19 protein-coding genes are annotated in these 21,426 nt (G+C 42.7%); 12 read left to right on the forward strand and 7 right to left on the reverse strand.

Annotated elements, in window-relative coordinates; all coding sequences use genetic code 11:
* Position 1 precedes the first annotated feature (1 nt).
* Both GGD38_RS25240 and GGD38_RS25245 read left to right on the forward strand, forming a co-directional pair.
* On the forward strand, positions 2–370 hold the full coding sequence (locus GGD38_RS25240; protein WP_375296825.1) for a diacylglycerol kinase: 369 nt from the start codon (positions 2–4) through the stop codon (positions 368–370).
* Between the two features lie 2 nt (positions 371–372).
* Positions 373–1,074 carry a DUF1361 domain-containing protein gene (locus GGD38_RS25245; protein ID WP_375296824.1) on the forward strand — a complete coding sequence of 234 codons (702 nt, stop codon included), beginning with the start codon at positions 373–375 and terminating at the stop codon, positions 1,072–1,074.
* Positions 1,075–1,249: 175 nt separating this feature from the next.
* Here the strand turns inward: GGD38_RS25245 and GGD38_RS25250 are convergent, their stop codons facing one another.
* On the reverse strand, positions 1,250–4,774 hold the full coding sequence (locus tag GGD38_RS25250) for a hypothetical protein (protein ID WP_375296823.1): 3,525 nt from the start codon (positions 4,772–4,774) through the stop codon (positions 1,250–1,252).
* A gap of 72 nt (positions 4,775–4,846) precedes the next feature.
* Here GGD38_RS25250 and GGD38_RS25255 point away from each other — a divergent pair, with 72 nt between their 5' ends.
* Entirely contained in the window at positions 4,847–5,488 is a 642-nt protein-coding gene (locus GGD38_RS25255) for an MBL fold metallo-hydrolase (protein WP_375296822.1), read from the forward strand.
* A 63-nt stretch (positions 5,489–5,551) separates the two neighbouring features.
* On the opposite strand, the gene GGD38_RS25260 is transcribed toward GGD38_RS25255, so the two are convergent.
* The gene (locus GGD38_RS25260) at positions 5,552–7,114 is read right to left on the reverse strand and encodes a lipopolysaccharide biosynthesis protein (RefSeq protein WP_375296821.1); all 1,563 of its coding nucleotides are present in this window, start codon (positions 7,112–7,114) and stop codon (positions 5,552–5,554) included.
* Between the two features lie 259 nt (positions 7,115–7,373).
* Here GGD38_RS25260 and GGD38_RS25265 point away from each other — a divergent pair, with 259 nt between their 5' ends.
* Positions 7,374–8,051, forward strand: a complete 678-nt coding sequence (locus GGD38_RS25265) for a hypothetical protein (protein WP_375296820.1) — start codon at positions 7,374–7,376, stop codon at positions 8,049–8,051.
* A gap of 360 nt (positions 8,052–8,411) precedes the next feature.
* On the opposite strand, the gene GGD38_RS25270 is transcribed toward GGD38_RS25265, so the two are convergent.
* Genes GGD38_RS25270 through arfB form a run of 3 tightly spaced genes read right to left on the reverse strand, consistent with a single transcriptional unit; the run spans position 8,412 to position 10,710 of the window.
* On the reverse strand, positions 8,412–9,455 hold the full coding sequence (locus tag GGD38_RS25270; RefSeq protein ID WP_375296819.1) for a cytochrome-c peroxidase: 1,044 nt from the start codon (positions 9,453–9,455) through the stop codon (positions 8,412–8,414).
* A 23-nt stretch (positions 9,456–9,478) separates the two neighbouring features.
* Entirely contained in the window at positions 9,479–10,285 is an 807-nt protein-coding gene (locus GGD38_RS25275; RefSeq protein WP_375296818.1) for an MbnP family protein, read from the reverse strand.
* A gap of 17 nt (positions 10,286–10,302) precedes the next feature.
* Positions 10,303–10,710 (reverse strand): alternative ribosome rescue aminoacyl-tRNA hydrolase ArfB, encoded by a 408-nt coding sequence (gene arfB, locus GGD38_RS25280; protein WP_375296817.1) that lies wholly within the window; start codon positions 10,708–10,710, stop codon positions 10,303–10,305.
* 31 nt (positions 10,711–10,741) lie between these two features.
* Here arfB and dtd point away from each other — a divergent pair, with 31 nt between their 5' ends.
* From dtd to GGD38_RS25300, 4 genes are all read left to right on the forward strand, one after another.
* Complete coding sequence (gene dtd, locus GGD38_RS25285) at positions 10,742–11,194, forward strand: D-aminoacyl-tRNA deacylase (RefSeq protein ID WP_375296816.1); 453 nt, start codon at positions 10,742–10,744, stop codon at positions 11,192–11,194.
* Between the two features lie 14 nt (positions 11,195–11,208).
* Positions 11,209–11,538, forward strand: coding sequence for a nucleotide pyrophosphohydrolase (locus tag GGD38_RS25290; protein ID WP_375296815.1), 330 nt, complete (start codon positions 11,209–11,211; stop codon positions 11,536–11,538).
* Positions 11,539–11,653: 115 nt separating this feature from the next.
* The gene (locus tag GGD38_RS25295; protein WP_375296814.1) at positions 11,654–13,093 is read left to right on the forward strand and encodes a glycine--tRNA ligase; all 1,440 of its coding nucleotides are present in this window, start codon (positions 11,654–11,656) and stop codon (positions 13,091–13,093) included.
* 125 nt (positions 13,094–13,218) lie between these two features.
* Complete coding sequence (locus tag GGD38_RS25300; protein ID WP_375296813.1) at positions 13,219–13,500, forward strand: hypothetical protein; 282 nt, start codon at positions 13,219–13,221, stop codon at positions 13,498–13,500.
* A gap of 151 nt (positions 13,501–13,651) precedes the next feature.
* Here the strand turns inward: GGD38_RS25300 and GGD38_RS25305 are convergent, their stop codons facing one another.
* Positions 13,652–14,419 (reverse strand): ferredoxin--NADP reductase, encoded by a 768-nt coding sequence (locus tag GGD38_RS25305; RefSeq protein WP_375296812.1) that lies wholly within the window; start codon positions 14,417–14,419, stop codon positions 13,652–13,654.
* Positions 14,420–14,718: 299 nt separating this feature from the next.
* Between GGD38_RS25305 and mfd the strand changes: the two genes are divergently transcribed.
* Positions 14,719–18,162, forward strand: a complete 3,444-nt coding sequence (gene mfd, locus GGD38_RS25310) for a transcription-repair coupling factor (RefSeq protein WP_375296811.1) — start codon at positions 14,719–14,721, stop codon at positions 18,160–18,162.
* A 54-nt stretch (positions 18,163–18,216) separates the two neighbouring features.
* Here the strand turns inward: mfd and GGD38_RS25315 are convergent, their stop codons facing one another.
* Positions 18,217–18,645: a GNAT family N-acetyltransferase gene (locus GGD38_RS25315; protein ID WP_375296810.1), complete on the reverse strand. Its 429-nt coding sequence runs from the start codon at positions 18,643–18,645 to the stop codon at positions 18,217–18,219.
* A gap of 265 nt (positions 18,646–18,910) precedes the next feature.
* Between GGD38_RS25315 and GGD38_RS25320 the strand changes: the two genes are divergently transcribed.
* The 3 genes from GGD38_RS25320 (at position 18,911) to GGD38_RS25330 (ending at position 21,343) form a co-directional block, all read left to right on the forward strand.
* Positions 18,911–19,147: an acyl carrier protein gene (locus GGD38_RS25320; RefSeq protein ID WP_081146706.1), complete on the forward strand. Its 237-nt coding sequence runs from the start codon at positions 18,911–18,913 to the stop codon at positions 19,145–19,147.
* A 104-nt stretch (positions 19,148–19,251) separates the two neighbouring features.
* Positions 19,252–20,505, forward strand: a complete 1,254-nt coding sequence (gene fabF, locus GGD38_RS25325; protein WP_375296809.1) for a beta-ketoacyl-ACP synthase II — start codon at positions 19,252–19,254, stop codon at positions 20,503–20,505.
* A gap of 103 nt (positions 20,506–20,608) precedes the next feature.
* On the forward strand, positions 20,609–21,343 hold the full coding sequence (locus GGD38_RS25330) for a ribonuclease III family protein (RefSeq protein ID WP_375296808.1): 735 nt from the start codon (positions 20,609–20,611) through the stop codon (positions 21,341–21,343).
* Positions 21,344–21,426 lie beyond the last annotated feature (83 nt).

The following is a 21,426-nucleotide window of genomic DNA, read 5'->3' on the forward strand; positions in this document are numbered from 1 at the left end:
TATGAAGTCTCAGGGTTTTTCAATACGGGCAAGGCTAAGAAGCTTCCGGTTTGCGATGGCGGGTATTTCTTCATTCTTTTTACGTGAGCATAATGCCTGGTTGCATTTTATGGCAACTATAGCTGTGTTTATACTTGCTGCGTTTACGGGTGTTACCAAAACTGAATTACTGGCGCTGGTATTTGCCGTTGGTTTTGTATGGGTGGCCGAAATGTTTAATACCTGTATAGAGCGGGTAATGGACTTTGTTAGTATTAAGCAGGATACTGAAATAAAATTTATTAAAGACCTGGCTGCGGGAGCTGTTTTAACGGCCGCCATAACCGCCCTGATTGTAGGCCTGGTAGTATTCATTCCTAAATTCTTTTAATAATGAAATTGGCACAAACGAAAGAGGTCAATAAGTCAATAGCCTTAAATCGCTTTACCTTATTCAATAGTGAAATAGACCGTATACTAACCTTATCAATGGGCTTTAGTGTAGTGTTGGTGATGGCACGAATAATGTACACCGGCAAGTTCACTTTTATTTGGTTAATATGGAACCTGGTGCTGGCCTGGATCCCTTATGTAATATCAAGCTGGTTTCAAAAACGCCCCGCTGTTCAGGAACACAGGTTGAAATTTGCTGCCGTTTCATTGATATGGTTACTATTTATTCCCAATTCATTTTATATACTAACCGATCTGTTTCATTTGGGCAAGTTTACCAATGTGCCTAACTGGTTCGATTTGACGTTGATCATTTCATTTGCGTGGAATGGATTGTTACTTGGCGTACTGTCGGTACGGCAAATGGAAAAAATAATGCAACCGCATTTACGTGGTAAGCATGAGTTGCTGTTTATATATCCCATTATGTGGTTAAATGCATTGGGTGTTTACATTGGCCGCTATCCGCGATTCAATAGCTGGGATATTATTACCAATCCTTTTGCTCTTATTGCTTATTTAATAAAACTGATCTGCCATCCAATTCAATGGATGTATGCATGGGGTATGGTGGCTTGTTTTTCAATATTTATGACGTTTGTATACTTAACTATAAAAAGACTAAGCAAAGCAATTCATTAAAACCCAGGCGCTATACCCTTCCAATATAGCGGTTGGTTTATCCACAATACGGCGCTGTGTTCTCATGGCGCCTTTTTCTTTTGAGGTAGGAAGTAAGAAGTAGGATGTAAGAAGTTCACAAATAAAAAAGCCCCGCGGCAGATCGCGAGGCTTTTGAGTATTTTTTTACTGGGGGTTAGAAATCAACACCCATTGCAAAATGTAACATAGGTTTTCCTTTGAAGAAGGTATTCATTTCCCAACCGGCATCGAGGCGAAGGAAGTAACCCAGCAGGGTACTACGGGCGCCGAAACCATAACCACCTACAAAGGGTCCAATACCACCAGCCTTGATCAGGATCTGTGCCGGCTCGCTGCCATAAACCACCTGGGGTCTTGATAGTTTGCTATACGTACCGTTCCATGCTGTACCCAGATCAATGAATTGGAGGAGCTGGAAGTTACGCAGGAAGGCGTTATTGATTGGCTTGTTAAACAGGGTAGCAAACACCGGTAAACGGAATTCACTATTGATAACAACGGCATTATTACCATTGGCAACGTTTTGTGCAAACCCACGCATGTTCACCGCCAGTGACTGAAAGGCATATGAAGGGTCCGTTGGTCTGGGGTCCTGGTTGTATTTGGGGAACATCCAGCCGTCTACACCACCAAGGTAGTAAACGATCTTCTGGCTGCCCCATGAGAAGTCGCCTGCTGCACGGCCAGCCCATATAAAGTTGCGGTAAATAGGGTAGTAGTAACGGCCATCGAAACCGAAATTATAAGTAAAGCGACCTGGCTTAAGGTTACCTTCAGATGGTTTGCTGATCTGCGCATCCAGGTCCATATAGATCTTATAACGCAGGCCGTTCCAGATATTGGTTGCTTTTTGAATGGCATCATCATGCACCCACTCAAGACGGGTAACCGCAAAAGTTTGCTTATTAATATCGGGAACCTTTAATGTAGCTGTATCGAAGTTGGTGCCACGTACAACTACTTTGTCGGTACGTATACCACCCGAAAATCTAAGGCTGCGCACCCTGTCGAAAGGATACTTGATAACTGCCTGGTACAGGTTGGTGTACGACTTTCCTTCAAACAGTTCGGCTGAATTGTTTATGCCCTGTACATTACCTAAATCGGTACGACGGTAATAGATCAATGAGAAGTCGAATCTCTTTTTCAGATAGTCGGCACGGGCATACCATTCGCCACCGCCATCGAACAACGACTGGTTCACCGGAATAAATACCGAAGAGCCCGTGTTACCTATCGAAGCGCCGGTTCCAATACCACCAATCAGCGGTAAACGCATAGCGCCGGTAAAGCGAATGTCTTCAAACAGATCGAAGATAGATGCCTTCAGCATGCCATTAAAGGCGCCGCCGCTTTGCAATACCACAGGTAAGGCACCTGTATAAGGCTGGTAACGGCTTACCAGAATGTCGTTATTAAAACCTCCTGAGAAATTATCAACAGAGAATTTCAGTTTATAATCAAACAGCTTGGCCTTCTTCAGCGTTCCCTCTTCCTCTTCCTGTTTGGGGGCGGTAACTGGTGCAAATACATCGTTCGTTACCGGTTGCTGCTGCGGTTGTGGCTGTGTTTGGGTGCTGTCTTTCTTTTCTTTTTCAAAACCGGTCTCAAATATATCGTTGACCTTATTAGCACTGCTGTCGGCCTTTTTTTGAGCTGCCGGTGTGTTAAACTGTATGGCTGCCCCGCTGGCTGCCTGTTCAGCAATAATTGTTTTGCGGCGGTACTCTGTAGGCCGCGGGTTCAGGTTACGTTTGCGCAGGGTAGCGTCGTCAACCTTAAGTTTATATAAGAATTTCAGATTTCCTTGTTGTCTTACTTCGCTCACCATTCCCTGGTAACCGGCTACTTTGGTTTCAAGCAGAGCGCTTTGGTAATTGGTGATGGGGAATGCGTATGCTGAGTCTTTAGTGACCGAGAAGGTGAATGTTGAATCTGGCTCGGTTTTACCCCAGGCTTTCAGTGTTGAATCAATTTCAGCAGCATCGGGGTTACGAAGCACCTGATCACCTACCAGTACTACTGTATCGAGGCCGGCGCGCTGGGTACTAAAGAAGCCCGCGAAACGGTTACTGATACCGGTTTCATCACTTACAAAGGTGAAGTGGTAGGTGTTGTACTGCATCGGAAAACGTGCATTACCATACTTCATTTTTGTTAGCTGGGTAATTTGTCTGAATTCGCTTTTGTTGTAGTTATCGGCCAGGAATATATTATAGCGTTTTGTTGCTACTCCCGTATCGCCGCCTTTAGTTGTTGCATCTGGCCGGTTCGATGAAAAAACAATACCTGTTTTATTGGGGAAGGCTACAAAGCTTGCGTCCAGGTCGGCATAAGCGTCGTTGGTAACCTGTTCGTATGTGTCTTTTTCAATGTCGTAAATGTAAATGTCGCTCTGGCCATTGCGCACTGCACTCAACAACAGGGTGTTTGAGTTAAGCATAAACTGCATGCTCTGTATTTGTTCAAAGTGCGGTATTTCCTGTTTTATTCGTTTAAAGTGGGCTACCATGTCATAAACGAACAGGTTCACTTTTCCTTCTTTCCAGTAAATACAGGCAAGGCGGGTGCCTTTGCCATCCCAGGCCAGTAATGGGTAGTTGGGGTTTATTTCATTCTCATTGGCACGTACACCGGTTTTTAAAAGCACTTTTTTATCGGTCATATTCTCCCACAATGCCACCCGGTACTGCCCTTTAATGAATTCTACTACTGCATAGTTTTGACTTTTTAGCTGGGGGCTGGGTGTAAAGTGTATAAAGTCTTTATTGTGGGTCACTTCTTCAACAATGGTAGCGGTTCCTTTTGGCATATCGCGGCGTCCTCTCAGGTCCTTTTCATACATCTCCGATCTTTCGAGCATGAAGTCTTTCAGTAACTCTTTGAACTTCTTTTTGGCAATACGCTGCGAGGCGCTGTTGAGGTTACGGTAAACCCGCGACAGGTAGAGGAAGTAGGTGACGTTCTCCTTTTTGTATTTTTCTGCCAGGTAGTACCAGAAAGCATGGCCGGCCAGTAACGGTTTGTCGTAGGCGAGCGCATAAAAGTTCTTGTAATCGCCCGAGAGTAGGGCCAGCTTCAGTTCATTGTCGTATTCGGGGCTCCATTCTTCAGCCACATAATCAACGTACCCGTCTACCAGCCATTTGGGCAAATCGAGCAGGGCCTGGTTGGTCGCAAACTCCCCCAGGTCATCGCCAAACAGAATGTTATCAACCAAAATGCGGGCAATACCCTGGCGGATCTGTTTACGCAACTTGGAATGGTCGCCATCGAAGTATATTACCATTTTGTTATTCACCAACTTGGTAATACCGCCGGTGGTTTGCCAGTCGAGGCTCAAACCTATATTAGATTGTTGTAATTCGTCAAAATGATTATATATAACAATGTTGGCGCGGCGTTGCAGGCCATACTCCACAAACTGCTCAAGGGCGGGCAATTCACTTTCAGCTATTTGCGCAACATAATTGGCAATGGTTTTACCATTTTCATAGAAATAAGTATTGAAATTGGTAGTTTGGTAGTATTGCCATTTAAACTTACGGTACTGCACCCTGTTCTTTCCAAATTCCACAGTATTCACCTGGGCGAATAGTACGGATGGCAGCAACAAGGCAAGTAATAAGGGAAAGGAATAAAATACTTTTGTCTTTGGCTGAATCTGTTGAAATTGCATAGCCTGTCTTTAAATGTTTTAAAGTTAAAACAATCCATAATACCGCGAAAATCAATTATAATAGGTACGAGTATGCTAACAGTTACATCTTTTACATTTAGCCCGGTTCAGGAGAATACGTATGTGGTGCATAATGAGACGGGTGAATGCTGCATCATTGACCCCGGCTGCTATTTCGGCAATGAGCGCAATGAATTAAAAGAATTTATACAAACTTCCGGCCTAACGCCTAAATATTTGTTAAATACCCATTGTCATTTAGACCACGTATTCGGCAACAAATTCGTTCATGATACCTGGAAATTAACCCTTCACCTGCATGAAAAAGAAAAACCTGTTCTGGAATACGCACCCACCTTTAGTTTATCCTGGGGGCTCCCTTTCGATAATTACAAAGGCGACCTTATCTTTTTACGCGAAGGTGATACCCTAGCGTTGGGTAATGATGCATTCCAGGTGCTTTTTACACCAGGGCACTCCCCGGGTCATATTTGTTTTTATTGTCAGGCGCAGCAATTCGTTATTGGCGGCGATGTATTGTTCCGCGAGAGCATTGGCCGTACCGACCTGCCCGGTGGCAATTTCGACACGTTAATTGCCAGCATTCGTAACCAGTTATTTGTATTGCCAAATGAAACGGTAGTGCATCCCGGCCATGGCCCTCAAACTACCATTGGGTATGAAAAAATACATAACCCTTTCCTCAAAGGATAAAAATGGGGCGTTAGCCCAAATGGTATTAAAAGAGCATTAATGTTTGTGTATGGCCGAAACCCTTTATTGGGGTTTTAGGCCAGTATTGGGGGTTCTGTAAAGTAATTTTCCAATAAAGGGCAGGCGCTCAAATTCTTTCCTTTCTACTTTTACAAGAAGCAACGTAAACAAACCTATAAACAACAGCGAAGTGCCGTAATACACAAAGGGAAAATACGCAGCTTCATGATCCATTATTCGGGCAATTGCATACTCATGAAAAATATACATGCCTACACAAATGGCCAGGTAGGTGAGCAGTTTCTTTTTGGCGTAGGGTATTGTATAATACTTCTGACCTAACACATAACTGATCACCATCATGAACGCATAACAAATAAAAGTGGCCCAGGCCGAGCCGGTATACCCAAAATGAGGAATAAATACGATGTTTAAAACCAAGGTAATAATGGCGCCGGCAATGGTAATATAGGCCCCCGTCATATTACGGTTAGTAAGTTTGTACCAAACCGACAGGTTATAATAAATACCAAGGAAAACACTGCCTAAAGCCAGTATGGGAACTATATGAATTCCTTCTGCGTATTCTTTGTATTTTGAAGCTATAAGCAACTGCCAGCCATTGAGGAAAAGGGATATTACCAGGAACATAAAGCAACAGGCAATTACAAAGAATTTCATTACCCGCGCATATACTTTTTGTGCGTCGTCGCTTTTTGATTTATTAAAGAAAAAGGGTTCGGCTGCCAGTTTAAAGATCTGAATGAAGATGGTAATGAGTACTGCCAGTTTGTAGTTGGCGCCAAATATACCCAGGTCTTTTTTGGCCTTTAGTATCTCTGCAGCAGTATCCCCGGCAATCACCTTACGATATACCAGCCTGCTTAGCATTTCATTGATCATTCCCCCAAACCCAACAATTATCAGCGGATAAGAATAAATGATCACTTCTTTCCACATTTGTTTATCAAATACAAAGCGAATAACACTGATCTCTTTATAAAGGAACAACAACGTTGCAATACTGGCCACCAGATTGGCTATAACAAAATAACCTACGTTGATATCCGGGTTATAAATAACTCCTAAAAAACTGGCTTCATGCCTGTCGTGCGCTCCTTTTGCAATGAACAGGAAGAATACCACCAGCAATATATTGATGAGGGCTGAGGCCAGGTTTACAAATGCATATTTACGGGGACGGTCCTCCAGTCTTAATTTGGCGAAGGGAATTACCGCCAGGGTATCAAAGAAGGTTATCCATATCATGAGGGTAACAAAACCAGGTCGATCCTGCAATTCAACAAAATTGGTAATGGGGTCCTTGAATATAAATAGCAGAATAGTAAACAGAATTGTGCTTGCTACGATAGAAACATTCAGGGTATTGTATAGTACCGACTTATCTTTTGTTTGTGCAAAACGAAAGTAACTGGTTTCGAGCCCATAGGTAAATACAATGTTCAAAAAAGGAATTAATGCATAAACCTGGGTTAAGTCGCTGGTGCTTACTGCGTCAAAAAGGCGAAATCCCAACAGGGTAAGACCATAATTTAAAAAGCGGCTTACAATTTTGGGTACGCCATACCACATTGTTTGCCCCGCTAATTTTTTTATACCGCTCAATGAAATTTATTTAATGTTCAAAATTAAGGGTTCAAGCCATAATACTTAACAGCGGTTGGCTGTTTATACCCCCATTAGGATATAAATAACAATAAGAATATTTGCTAAAGTTACAGATTAATGAATGAAGCTATGTAATGTGTTGTATGTTAGTTCTTTATGCGGCGTCTTGCGCATGGCTTGGTGGATATGTTTTTGTATCGCTACTATTGTTATCTTTGTCGCCACATTGTATATTTAAGTTCAAAATCCGATCCCGATGAAAGTATCTTTACCCTTAATGGTCATTGTGACCGTTATCCTTCAAAGTACGTCTGTATTTTCCCAATCTGGCGAAACGACAGTCGATTATCAAAAAGGCGACAGAATAGCCGCTACCATCGAGTTACCTTACTCAGCTTCTGTTGTAGAAGACGCAATCAAAATTTACATGGAGAAAAGAGGCGGTAAAAGCGATCATGTTAAAAGCTTTGACGTATATCGCAATACCCGCCTCGATGAAAACGATGCAGAGATCGTTGACGTTCATTATAAGGTAGATCGTAAGATCCAGAAAGAGCGCGAATCAACAGTGGTGTACCTGCTTCTTGGCCGTCCCGGTGAGAATATTGGTGCACGCACCATCGATGATCGTTTTAAAGTATCCGATTCAAAAGAGCTGTTGAATAGAATGGCTCCTTATATTGATGCGTATAACCTCGATGTGCAGATCAAAAAACAGGAAGAAGTAGTTAAGAAATCTGAGAAGAGATTACTGAACCTGAAAGATGATCAATACGATCTTGAAAAGAAATTGAGAGCATTGCAAGACAAGATCACACAAAACAAGAACGATCAACAAGTGCAAACAGAAGACCTCAACCGTCAAAAAGATGCACTCAATGTTATCCTGAACAAAAAAGAAGTTAGCCAGGGCAGTAAACTAACCAAACAGTAAGTTTAATCGTTAATCTGTTTATAGTTTTACAACGCGGTACACGAAAGTGGCCGCGTTTGTTATTTCGTAATAAATGCGCAGTATTAAATTGAAATAAAAGGCGTCATTTTCAATTTAAAGCCATTTACATTGAAAATGATTCAATTTATATTAAATGTAAATTCATTTACTTTGAAAATAATGAATGTTATTTTCAAAATAACCCCTTCTATATTGAAAATGATAGGTATTACTGTCAATGTAACGCCATTTACATTGAAAATAATAGACGACTTTTTCAAAGTAACGCCTGTACATTGAAACTACAAAGCGCATTTTAAGCTTTTGGCGATTCTCGTTGCCTTTTTGCCTCGTTGCCTTTTACTCAGGTTGTGCAAATCTTTTATCACTGATGAATGATGAATCGGTAAGCGTTTTCAGGAATTCGAGCAGATAGAATTTATCGAAGTTGGTAAGCGGTATCTTATTTTTTAGAAGGGGATCGAGGGTAGGGCCGTTTTGTATGCCGCTGCTATAATGATCGAGCACACTGGTGATAGAGGAAAAGCGCCCATCGTGCCCATAGGGTAATGTAATGGCCACATTGCGCAAACTTGGAACTTTGAATTTTAACGAGTCTTCTTTTTTGTTGGTGATGCGCATTCTGCCGTAATCATTTATGAATGGATCAACCGGTATGCCATTGTTGCGAAAACTATTATCGGTGAATAACGGTTCGGTATGGCAGGTGGCGCATTTCGATTGAAACAAGGTGTATCCGTTTTGTTCTGTTTGGGTAAATGCGGCCTTGCCTTGTTTTACCTTATCGTATTTTGAATTGGCCGATACCATGGAATTCACAAACTGGGTAATGGCAAATAACATTCGCTGGCTGTTGATGGTTTCATCGCCAAAGGCTGCAGTAAACATTCTTTGGTAAACCTCATCGGCTTTCAGTTTATTGATCACATTGGTAATGTCTTCGGCCATTTCATTAGGCGCTGTAAGTGGCGCCAGGGGCTGCACCTCAATATTGTTGATGCCGCCATCCCAATGAAATTCCTTGTTCCAGGCCATATTGAACAGGCCGGGTGCATTGCGCAAAGTGAATTGGTTATTGAATCCATGGCTTAACGGATGATCGAAAGTTGCAAAGGCGGCAAATTGCTGATGGCAGGAGGCGCAGGGGAAATTACCGTCTTTCGACAGGCGGCCATCATAAAATAGTTTCCTGCCCAGTTCAAACCCTTGCTTTGTTAAGGGATTGCCGGTAAAGGAGTATTGCGGGGCTGGGAATCCTGCTGGTATTGGAAAATCGAGCAATTGCGGACCGCTGTTACCATCGCCTGATTTTTTACAGGCATTTACCAGCAGGCATCCCAAAAAAAGCAATAAACAAATTCTTATAGTCCATCTTACAGCCACATATCAATCATTAACTACAATTTCTATTGTATGTTCGAAACAGAATCAATTGTAAACATTTTCCAGTAATTCTCTGCAACCTGTTTTGCCAGTGTGCCCGGACTTGTAACTACCGGGTAGTCGGCAATTTTTATATCCCATGTATTATAGAACCAGTCGTTGGCATCGCAGTTAACGAACATACGGCTTTCACCTCCTGGTTTCAGGTCCAGATTATTTTGAAAAGGGAATATGCATTCTACCTGTTTTACTACATTGTCGGCACCTGCGAAACCGCCGATGTGATACTCAAATTTACCAGCTTGTGACGACTTTGGCGAAGTTCCTTCCAGCTTTGCCATAATGTAACCGGTATTCCAATTCCAAAACATACCATTGGCCGGGTCCAACGCATCGGTTTGGGCGCCACTTACATTTTTGGCGCTATCAACGCCAATGGTAAAGAAAAGGCGGTTATAAACATATGGTTGAACAGATAATTTTATTTCAGTTGAAGCAGAGTCGGCAAAATTAACCAGGTAGTATTTGTCCTGAGCAAGTTTGAACACATGACCCGAATCGGTATTGCTCAATATAAAGTCATGCACATAAAATTTAAACGCTGTGGGCGTGTACTCTTCTTTAAAAGTATTCTTGGTAGGTTTTCCCAAAACAAGCGGAACAGAATCGTATGTGGCAATAGGTAAGAATTTGATGATAAGGTTATAGTCTTTCTCGGGTACTTTGTCGAAATGTAATTCTTTTTGGCAGGAAATTACTACTGTTGTTAACAGCAATACAATGCATAGCTTGGGCAAATTTACACGGTGCAGTTGTTGAGTCAGTTTCATAGCATTCGGTGTTACGCTTACAAATCGCCGGGACGGATCCTTCGCCGGTTTTGTTTGTGTTGTGATTGTTTCTGTTTTGTATCAAGCCGCTTTTCCTTAGATGCTTTAGAAGGTTTGGTGGCGATCCGTTTCTTTTCTTTTTTTAAAGCCTGTTCAAGTAACGTATTCATTTTTTTTACCACCTCTTCCTTGTTCTGCAACTGGCTGCGGTGAATCTGGCTCTTTACTTGCAAAAACCCTTCCGAATTTATTTTTGAAGCTAATTTCTTTTGAACAGTAGCTTTTTGCTCTTCATTTAATATCAATGAGTTAGATATGTGAAAATATCCTTCCACCATTGTCTCTACTTTATTAACGTTCTGACCGCCCTTACCACCACTGCGGGCGGTATTAAATTCTATTTCTTTTGAAACATCTATCTTCATTCTATAAAGATAAAACTAATTTATAGGTACTATGCGGGCGGTAATACAACGAGTAACACAGGCAAATGTTGTTATCAATGATAGTATACGGTCGGCCATTGCAAAGGGTTTGCTTGTTTTGGTCGGAATTGAAGATACAGATACAACGGAAGACATAATTTGGTTAAGCAGCAAGATCGTTAACCTGCGCATTTTTAATGATGCAGATGGAGTAATGAACGAATCGGTTAAAGATCAGGGTGGCGAAATTCTTGTGGTAAGCCAGTTCACCCTGCATGCTTCTACAAAAAAAGGTAATCGCCCATCGTATATAAAAGCATCAAAACCGCCAGTGGCTATTCCGTTATACGAACAGTTTGTGCAGCAATTGCAAACCGATTTGGGCAAACCGGTAGGTACAGGCGAATTTGGCGCCGATATGAAAGTATCGCTGCTGAATGATGGGCCGGTAACGATAATTATTGATACGAAGAATAAAGAATAATCTTAATTTGAAAAATGGAAATAAAAGAAGCTCAGCAACAGGTAGACCACTGGATAAAAACAGTAGGCGTTCGATATTTCAGCGAACTAACAAATATGGCTATTCTTACTGAGGAAGTAGGAGAGCTGGCACGAATAATGGCCCGCAAGTATGGCGATCAATCGTTTAAAGAAAGCGATAAAAATAAAGACCTGGCCGATGAAATGGCCGATGTATTATGGGTACTTATTTGCCTGGCCAACCAAACCGGGGTAGATTTAACCGAAGCCCTGGTGAAGAATTTTGAGAAGAAAAATATCAGGGATGCTAACCGGCATAAGGATAATGAGAAGTTGAAGGGGTGAGTTTTACACGGTGTTAACTTAATTTATTGAAAGGCAGATTGCCGGCAGGGAACTTCTAATTTTGACCCTTGTCATCTTGTTAACCTGTTAACTTATCACCTATATTTGCAGCCTTATGGCAACAGATAACAATAGGTTCCAGGCGATTATTGCGCATTGCAAAGAGTACGGATTTATTTTCCAGTCCAGTGAAATTTATGATGGGCTCAGTGCCGTATATGACTACGGCCAGTGGGGTAGCGAGCTCAAGAAAAATATTCGCGACTATTGGTGGAAGAGCATGACACAAATGCATGAGAACATTGTGGGTATTGATGCGGCCATTTTTATGCATCCTACAACCTGGAAGGCCAGCGGGCACGTTGATAATTTCAGCGATCCCATGATCGATAATAAAGACAGCAAAAAGCGTTACCGCGTTGATCACCTTATTGAAGCAAAGGCCGATGAGCTTGAAAAAGAAGGTAAAAAAGCCGAAGGCGACGCCCTGTTGGCTGAAATGGATAAGTTATTGGCTGCCAATGATTATGAAGGTTTAAAAAAGCTCATTGAAGATACTAAGATCAAATGTAGCGTTAGCGGCACCGGCAACTGGACCGATGTTCGTCAGTTCAACCTGATGTTCAGCACCCAGTTGGGCAGCGTATCGGAAGAAGCCAGCGAAATTTACCTGCGGCCCGAAACTGCCCAGGGTATCTTTGTGAACTTCCTGAACGTGCAAAAAACCGGTCGTATGAAAATACCTTTTGGTATTGCCCAAACCGGTAAGGCTTTCCGTAACGAAATAGTTGCCCGGCAGTTCATTTTCCGCATGCGCGAATTTGAACAAATGGAAATGCAGTTCTTTATTCGTCCCGGCTCACAAAAAGAGTGGTACGAATACTGGAAAGAAGAACGTATGAAATGGCACCTGAGCCTGGGAATTCCCAAAGAGAAGTTTCGCTTTCACGACCACGTTAAGCTTGCTCACTATGCCGATGCGGCCTGCGATATAGAATATGAATTCCCTATCGGTTTTAAAGAACTGGAAGGTATTCACTCCCGTACAGACTTCGATTTGAAAAATCATCAGCTGTATAGTAAAAAGAAAATGCAGTACTTTGATCCGGAGATCAATCAAAACTACATTCCTTATGTAGTGGAAACCTCTGTGGGACTCGATAGAACGTTTATGATGATCATGAGCGAAGCTTATACTGAAGAAGATCTGAGTACCGCCGAAAAGCAGGATAGCCGCGTAGTATTGAAGCTGCCGCCAAAACTGGCGCCTATTAAATTAGCAGTTCTGCCTTTGTTAAAGAAAGATGGCTTACCTGAAGTAGCACGCGAGATCATGAATACCTGCAAATCTTCTTTCAAGTGTTTTTATGAAGAAAAAGACGCTATTGGAAGACGTTATCGTCGTATGGACGCAATTGGTACTCCTTTCTGCGTAACCATTGACCATCAGACCAAAGAAGACGGAACCGTGACCATCAGGCACCGCGATTCAATGCAACAGGAACGTATATCTGCTAGTCAGGTAAGGGAATTTGTTGAGAAACACTTAATTTAAAACTGAATAGATATTCGAATAAATTATATGTTTGTATCGGATATCTACTCTTTTTAATTATACTGAACATTTCTATTTTGTACAGACCTTAAAACAACCTGAGTCAACAACATGGAGGCTAGCCTATGTTATTAATTAAACTAACACTCGACCTATCGGTAGTGATAGGCATTTCGGTTGCCACTTTTTTAATTGGATTTCTTTCCCGAAGCGCCCAATTGAAAAAATACAAGAAACGCGTAGGAGAAGTGGAATGTGACATGATGGCCAATCACGCAGAGATTCTTGAATTACAGAAAGAAAAACTGCAATTGGAGGAAAAATTGAAAGACACATCAAACATTCCGGTTATTCCAATCAACGTAAAAGAAGAAAAGTTACAGGATAAATCAGCCATAAAGAAATAACCCATCCTGTCTGCTAAGAGCACCCCTGTTTTGTTTTTTATCTCCTTTGTCCGGCACTATTTTAACAGAATCCAACCAATATATCCCAAATAATTCTCAGGAAAACATCGACTACTTATCGGTGTAAAGGCTAATTATTTGCTCAGGCGGTTTAACCATACAGCTCCTGATGAATGACTTTGCGGTCGTACCCCAGCGCCTGTATGCGAACTTTTGCCTCATCTATCATATTCTTCCAGCCGCATAAATAAAAATAGGCTGGTTTTAATGAATTGGCATCGGCTGTAACGCTCTGGGGGCGGTTGGAGCGGCAAATTTCTTCATAAATAGCATGTACGTAACCGGTACGTATTAGATGGTCATGGTTTTCGGGAACTTCCCTTGAATAGGTAGGTATATATTGAAAGCTGGTTACTTTTTCTGATAATTCTTTTAGCTCCTGTCCATACAAACCATCGGTTAATTTTCTGCAGCCGAAAATGAGGTAAATATTCTGGTGGTTGATATTATGGTTAAAAATATGATGTGCCATTGACCTAAACGGGGCAATACCCGTACCGGTACAAATAAAGAAAAGATCGCGGTCAATAGGTTCGGGCAGGGTGAATTTACCCAGCGGGCCGCGAAAAGTGAGCGAATCCCCTTCTTTTATTTCATTAAAAAGCCAGGTGGTGCCGGCGCCCCCTTCCAGTAAAACAATTACCAGTTCAAATACATTAGAACCATCGGGCCACGATGCAATGGAGTAGCTGCGCTGCCGCTTGGCTGGCTTGTCAGAAATGGGAAGGTCGAGCGTAACAAATTGACCGGGTTCAAATTCAAACGAACTTACTTCTGGTATTTCTATCCAATACCGCCGGGTATTATTAGTTTCATTAACAATGCGTATCACCTTACCGGTTTGCCAGGGCTGTATCATATGGTTTGCAATTATTAGTAACTGTACTTAAGTTACTCGATTTAAGGCCGCTGGCAAAATTGGATTCCGAAGTCAGAAGCCTAAAGTCAGAGGTCTAAACTCTGTAACCTGCAACCACTTGTATTTCCCGGCAACTGGTATCCGGTAACTGGTAGTCTTTTTGTATTTCCCTGCAACCTGAACCTTGTAACCTGTAAGCCCAAGCCTGCCTGCCAATTGTAGCGAGCCCGAATGGGAGCCTACCTTGTCAACTCGTCAACTTGTTAACTCGTCAACTAACCCGTATCTTTGCGGCGCCGATGAATTTGCAAGTGTTGCTCGACGCATATAAAAATAACCCCCGCCTTTTTCAATTGGCGGACAGGCTTTCTTTTGCCCAACCTCAGGGAATTTATTGTAAGAATCTGAATGGCAGTTCCCCAGCTTTTGTAATAAGTACCATTTTTCAGCACGATGCCTGCAGCCAGCTCAATCACGTAATTGTATGTGAAGACGCCGAAGCGGCAGCCTACATGCATAATTCGCTGGAAAATCTTACCAATGCCCTGAACTTCTTTTTCTTCCCAACCTCATTTAAGAACCGCAAGAATTTCCGGTTGCTCAATTCTTCGCACGTAATGTTGCGAACCGAAGCGCTTACCCGGTTTTCTTCACCCATGGCCGGCAGCAACCGTGTGGGGGCCCTGGTAACTTATCCCGAGGCTTTGTTCGAAAAAGTAGTATTGCCAAAAACACTGGCGGGAAATATCATTTATTTAAAGTCGGGCGACTCAATTGATGTAAATGCCCTGTTGGCGCAATTGGTAGAGTACGGTTTTTCAACAACCGATTTTGTTTACGAGCCGGGGCAGTTTGCTTTGCGGGGCGGCATCCTTGATATTTATTCGTTCGGAAATGAGAAACCCTACCGGGTTGAGCTGTTTGGCAATGATGTTGATTCCATTCGCATTTTCGATCCCGAAACCCAGTTAAGTGAACGGAAATTATTACAGGTAAGCATTATACCCAACGTGGAAACGCAGTTTGATGAAGATGCCAAGATATCCCTGTTTGAGTTTCTACCTGAAAATACGGTTTACTGGTTTCAGGACTGGGAGCTTACCAAAGAAAGACTGTTGACCCAGGAAGAAGACCTGCACCTGTTTATGGAAATGCAGGCCAACAATACAGTGCCCAGGGAAACTGCCGAAGAAGATGATAAAACAATAAAGGTTTCTTTAAAGGTCGATGAATTCATTACCGGCGGTTCACTAAAAAAAGAGCTGGCCAACAGGCACGTTGTAGAGTTTGGCTATTCATCAGGATTTATTACAGATAGCGAGCCCACTAACCATGCACCAATCACCATTGACTTTAATACAAAGAACCAGCCTGCTTTCAATCGCCAGTTCGACCTGCTGATAAAAGATCTGAAACAATGGGAGGCTAAGAAATTCAGCTTGTATTTGTTTGCTGAAAATCCACGCCAGTTAGAACGGTTGAACAGCATTTTCGAAGATTTAAAAGCCGGCATACAGTTCACCCCGGTGCCTACATCAATACACGAAGGGTTTATTGATGAAGACCTGAAAGTGATCTGTTATACCGACCACCAGATATTTCAACGTTATCATAAATACAAGGTAAAGCAGGCCTATAATAAGAACAAGGCCATTACCCTGCGCACCCTGCGCGAATTGCAACCAGGCGATTACGTTACCCATATAGATCATGGGGTAGGCGTATACAGCGGTTTGCAAAAGTTAGAGTCGAACGGCAAATTGCAGGAGGCCGTGCGTATAATTTACAAAGACAGCGACATTCTGTATGTGAACATTAACTCGCTGCATAAAATATCGAAGTATACCGGTAAAGAAGGTAGCATACCCAAGGTAAATAAGCTGGGTAGTGAGGCCTGGAACAAGCTGAAAGAAAAAACCAAGAACAAGGTTAAGGAAATTGCCTTTGATCTTATTACCCTGTATGCCCAGCGTAAAGCCCAGCAAGGTTTTCAGCATGCGCCCGACAACTATATGCAAACCGAGTTGGAAGCTTCATTTATTTATGAAGACACACCCGACCAAAGTAAAGCTACCGGCGATGTAAAGAAGGATATGGAATCGCCCTCACCCATGGACCGCCTGGTATGTGGTGATGTTGGTTTTGGAAAAACGGAGATCGCTATACGGGCTGCATTCAAAAGTTGTTGCGATGGCAAACAGGCCGCTGTACTGGTGCCTACTACCATTTTGGCCTTTCAGCACTATAAAACCTTTAGCGAGCGCTTAAAAGATTTTCCCGTAACAGTTGATTATGTGAACAGGTTTAAATCGGCCAAAGAGAAAAAGGAAACTTTAAAAAAGCTTGAAGAAGGGAAAATTGATATTATCATTGGAACCCATGCCCTGTTAGGGAAGGATGTAAAATATAAAGACCTGGGTATTTTGGTTATTGACGAAGAGCAGAAGTTTGGTGTGGCCCATAAAGAAAAGATCAAGACCCTGCGTACCAATGTAGACTGTTTAACTTTAACGGCAACGCCTATACCCCGAACATTACAGTTCAGTTTAATGGGCGCCCGCGACCTTAGTATTATCAATACGCCGCCCCCAAACAGGCAGCCTATACAAACCGAAGTACAGGTATTTAACCAGGACTTTATTCGCGATTCTATTTATTTTGAAACAGAAAGAGGCGGGCAGGTATTCTTTATTCACAACCGGGTGCAGGGCCTCAGCGAAATGGCCGCACTTATTCAGGGGTTGTGTCCCGACCTAAGTATAGGGTTTGCCCATGGCCAGCTCGAAGGGCATATTTTGGAAGAACGTATTCTCGACTTTATTGATAAAAAGTACGATGTGCTTATTTGTACCAATATTGTCGAAAGCGGCGTAGATATTCCAAACGTAAATACCATCATTATCAACAACGCCCATCACTTTGGTTTAAGTGACCTGCACCAGTTGCGCGGCCGGGTAGGGCGAAGCAATAAAAAGGCTTTCTGTTATTTGCTGGCGCCGCCAATGAGCACCCTGCCACCCGATTCAAGAAAGCGTTTACAAACATTAGAGCAGCATAGTGAGCTGGGCAGTGGCTTCCAGATAGCCATGCGCGACCTGGATATACGTGGTGCCGGTAACCTGCTGGGTGGTGAGCAAAGCGGCTTTATGGCCGAAATTGGTTTTGAAATGTACCAGAAGGTACTGGAAGAAGCCATTAAGGAACTTAAACGAACCAAGTTCCGCGAATTATTTAAGGCAGAAATTTCTAAACAGGAAGACTTTGTACAGGATTGTACCATTGATACCGATTTAGAAATACTGATACCTGATAGTTATGTAGAAAGTATCACCGAGCGGTTGACGTTATACACCCGCCTCGATAATTGTGATAACGAAGAAGAGTTGCAGGCCTTTGCTCTTGAGCTGGCCGACCGCTTTGGTCCTATACCACAACAGGTAGAAGACCTGTTCGATACCGTAAGATGTCGCAGGCTGGCAGTAGAGTTGGGTTTTGAAAAAATGCTGCTGAAAGACGAAACGTTGAAATGTTATTTTATAAACAAGGCCGATTCGCCATACTTTGAATCGCCCATATTCCATAATATACTTACGTTCATACAAACGCAAACCAATAAAGCCCGCTTAAAACAGAACGGTAAATTATTTATGCTGGTGGTTGAAGATATGGGCACCATGCAAAAGATGGTAAGGTTCCTGGCAAAGATGCAGGAATTTGTAACCAGTCAGGAAGCTACAGCATAAGCGCTGTTACTACCGCGATAGCATTAAATCTACATTAGGATTCAATTAAAAAACTTACAGCGCCTTCTCCATGGTGAAGTGGGGGATGGTAACTTCTTCAAACTCCTGGCCGCAAACCCGGTAGCCAAGTTTCTCATAAAAACCTACAGCCGTTTTACGGGCATGCATAGTTATTTTTAGGAAGCCGCGATCGCGGGCAATGTTTTCGGCAAACTGCATAAGGGCGCGGCCAATGCCTTTTCCCTGCAGGTTATTTAATACAGCCATTTGGCGCAGGCGCACCGAGCTGGGGTCTTCTTTTATGAGCATACAGCAGCCCAACATTTTTTCTTCTTCAAAAGCGCCAATTAAGATCTCCTCTTTTTCTTTTTCCAGCTCTTCAGGGGTAAATTGTAGCCCTAATGGCCTGCGTAAAATATCATTACGCAGTTGAACCATTTGCTGGTACTCGCGGGAACCGTGATCTATTATTTTTAAAGCCATGCCTGCTAATTGGGTAGTGCGCTGCAATATAATGATTTACCGTTTATCAGCCCCCATTAAGCCGTTGAAAAATAAACGGGCCTGTAATGCATAAAAAGGATATGTTTACCGTTTAAGGGGCCGGCTGGTGAAACCGGGGGTAGGGCCGGATGGTACTACAAAATCGGTAAATCACAAAATATTAACAAGATTAATTAAAAACCAGCCTTTTATTGTCATTATTCCAAAATCTATATTTTTGCAGCCGTAACTAAACTTTACAAAAATGTCAGACATCGCAACAAGAGTTAAAAAGATCATTGTTGATAAGCTTGGTGTAGAAGAAGCAGAGGTTACCAATGAAGCTTCTTTCACTAATGATTTAGGTGCCGATTCTCTCGACACCGTAGAATTAATAATGGAATTTGAAAAGGAGTTCAATATTTCCATCCCTGATGAACAGGCCGAAACAATTACCACTGTTGGCCAGGCTGTTGCTTACTTAGAAGAGCATGCTAAGTAATTTGAATACTGTAGATCAGGTGCAATAAATTAAATCCGCTTTCGATAGCTGGGCGCATGCTGCGAAAGCGGATTTCCTTACTTAAACTCCCACAGGCAAGAGCTATGCAATTGAAAAGAGTTGTTGTGACCGGAATTGGTGCCCTTACGCCAATCGGCAATAATTTACAAGAATATTGGAACGGACTCATTAATGGAGTATCCGGTGCCGACTTTATTACCCAGTTTGATGCCTCAAAATTCAAAACGCGCTTTGCCTGCGAGTTAAAGAATTTCGACCCGTTGAATTATCTCGACCGTAAGGAAGTAAAGAGGATCGACCGTTTTACCCAAACTGCTATCATTTCAAGTGACCAGGCAGTTGCCGACGCAGGCATTAATAAAGATAATGTCAACGTTGACCGGGTAGGGGTTGTATTCGCCAGCGGTATTGGTGGTTTAATTACCTTTCAGGAAGAAGTTATCAACTTTGCCAAAGGTGATGGAACTCCCCGTTATAATCCATTCTTCATTCCTAAAATGATATTGGATATAGCTGCAGGCCATATTTCCATGCGGCATGGTTTTCGCGGTCCTAACTTTGCGGTGGTAAGTGCTTGTGCCTCTTCTACCAACGCCATCATGGATGCGTTTAACCTCATTAGGCTTAACAAGGCCGATATCATTCTTACCGGTGGCGCCGAAAGCGTTATCAGTGAGGCTGGTGTAGGCGGTTTCAATGCCATGAAAGCCCTGAGCGAACGCAACGATGATCCCAAATCGGCCAGCCGTCCTTATGATAAGGAACGCGATGGCTTTGTAATGGGCGAAGGTTCAGGTGTATTGGTTTTAGAAGAACTGGAACATGCATTAGCCCGTGGCGCAAAAATTTATTGCGAAATAGCTGGTTGCGGTGCTACCGCCGATGCGCACCATATTACAGCTCCACATCCTGAAGGACTGGGCGCTAAAAACGTTATGATGGTAGCTTTGGAAGAAGCCGGTATGAAACCCGAGGATATCGATTACATCAATACCCACGGTACTTCTACCCCCCTTGGCGATATAGCCGAAGTGAAAGCCATCGTTGATGTTTTTGGTGAACATGCTTTCAAATTGAATATAAGCTCAACCAAGTCCATGACGGGGCACTGCCTCGGTGCTGCTGGTGTAGTTGAAGCCATAGCATGTATCCAAAGTGTGATACATGATATAGTTCCACCTACGATCAACCACTTTACCGACGACCCTGAATTGGATGCCCGTCTAAATTTCACCTTTGAAAAAGCCCAGCAGCGACCTGTACGAGCTGCATTAAGTAATACATTTGGGTTTGGAGGGCATAACGCCTGCGTGATAGTGAAAAAATTTCAAGCGTAATAGCTACGCTTTGAGTTGTTGAACTATAGAAATTTGATGGCTGCGGACTCCTGGCCCTATTAATGATTTTTTGGCTTAATGAAAAATTAGTAGATTGACAATTGTGGGAATCCTGGACCGCTTTTTAGGCAAAGAAGAGAATCTTTCTTTTAAAAAGAATCTGCGTAATGTACTGGGTTTTACACCCGGCAAGCTCGCATTATATAAGGCTGCCCTTACCCATAGGTCGGTAAGGGATAGTGCAGATGAAAATAACGAACGGCTCGAATACCTCGGAGATGCAATACTCAGTGGGATCGTAGCCGATTTTCTTTTTAAAAAATATCCCTACAAAGAAGAAGGCTTCCTTACCGAAATGCGGTCTAAAATGGTGAACCGCAACAAGCTCAATGAAATTGCCATTAAAATGGGCCTGAAGAAGATCACCTTCTACAATAAGTTCGATAACTCGCTTAAAATGAGCCAGATATTTGGCAACACACTCGAAGCGGTTGTAGGCGCCATTTATCTCGACCGGGGGTTTAATAAAACCAAAGTATGGGTGTTTGAATGTATCATCATTCCCCATTTGTATATGGAAGACCTTGAGCTTCTCGAAATAAACCACAAGAATAAACTGTACGGCTGGGCCAATAAGAACGGTAAAAACCTTGAGTTCGAAACCCTCGACGAACGTATTGAAGGCGGCCGCCGCCTGTTTACCATTGGCGCCGTGGTTGATGGCGAACTACTAGCCGAAGGCAAAGCCTATAATAAGAAAGACGCCAGCCAAATAGCCGCCGCCATAGCCATAGATAAGCTGGGCTTGAATAAAACCGAAGCAGCTGAAGAAGAATAACCAACAGGCAATTGGCAATTGCTCTTACTTCGTATCTCCCCGCATTTCCTTTATTTCCCTTATTAACTTCCATCACCCTTTCA

Origin of the sequence: Niastella sp. OAS944, from assembly GCA_024809215.1 — a bacterium.
Lineage (GTDB): Bacteria > Bacteroidota > Bacteroidia > Chitinophagales > Chitinophagaceae > Niastella.

Excerpts from the sequence above, each read along its gene's own strand:
- GGD38_RS25240 (WP_375296825.1), top strand. The coding sequence starts at position 2 with ATGAAGTCTCAGGGTTTTTCAATACGGGCAAGGCTAAGAAGCTTCCGG.
- GGD38_RS25245 (WP_375296824.1), top strand. The coding sequence starts at position 373 with ATGAAATTGGCACAAACGAAAGAGGTCAATAAGTCAATAGCCTTAAAT.
- GGD38_RS25250 (WP_375296823.1), bottom strand. The coding sequence starts at position 4,774 with ATGCAATTTCAACAGATTCAGCCAAAGACAAAAGTATTTTATTCCTTT.
- GGD38_RS25255 (WP_375296822.1), top strand. The coding sequence starts at position 4,847 with ATGCTAACAGTTACATCTTTTACATTTAGCCCGGTTCAGGAGAATACG.
- GGD38_RS25265 (WP_375296820.1), top strand. The coding sequence starts at position 7,374 with ATGAAAGTATCTTTACCCTTAATGGTCATTGTGACCGTTATCCTTCAA.
- GGD38_RS25275 (WP_375296818.1), bottom strand. The coding sequence starts at position 10,285 with ATGAAACTGACTCAACAACTGCACCGTGTAAATTTGCCCAAGCTATGC.
- arfB (WP_375296817.1), bottom strand. The coding sequence starts at position 10,710 with ATGAAGATAGATGTTTCAAAAGAAATAGAATTTAATACCGCCCGCAGT.
- dtd (WP_375296816.1), top strand. The coding sequence starts at position 10,742 with ATGCGGGCGGTAATACAACGAGTAACACAGGCAAATGTTGTTATCAAT.
- GGD38_RS25290 (WP_375296815.1), top strand. The coding sequence starts at position 11,209 with ATGGAAATAAAAGAAGCTCAGCAACAGGTAGACCACTGGATAAAAACA.
- GGD38_RS25295 (WP_375296814.1), top strand. The coding sequence starts at position 11,654 with ATGGCAACAGATAACAATAGGTTCCAGGCGATTATTGCGCATTGCAAA.
- GGD38_RS25300 (WP_375296813.1), top strand. The coding sequence starts at position 13,219 with ATGTTATTAATTAAACTAACACTCGACCTATCGGTAGTGATAGGCATT.
- GGD38_RS25305 (WP_375296812.1), bottom strand. The coding sequence starts at position 14,419 with ATGATACAGCCCTGGCAAACCGGTAAGGTGATACGCATTGTTAATGAA.
- mfd (WP_375296811.1), top strand. The coding sequence starts at position 14,719 with ATGAATTTGCAAGTGTTGCTCGACGCATATAAAAATAACCCCCGCCTT.
- GGD38_RS25315 (WP_375296810.1), bottom strand. The coding sequence starts at position 18,645 with ATGGCTTTAAAAATAATAGATCACGGTTCCCGCGAGTACCAGCAAATG.
- GGD38_RS25320 (WP_081146706.1), top strand. The coding sequence starts at position 18,911 with ATGTCAGACATCGCAACAAGAGTTAAAAAGATCATTGTTGATAAGCTT.
- fabF (WP_375296809.1), top strand. The coding sequence starts at position 19,252 with ATGCAATTGAAAAGAGTTGTTGTGACCGGAATTGGTGCCCTTACGCCA.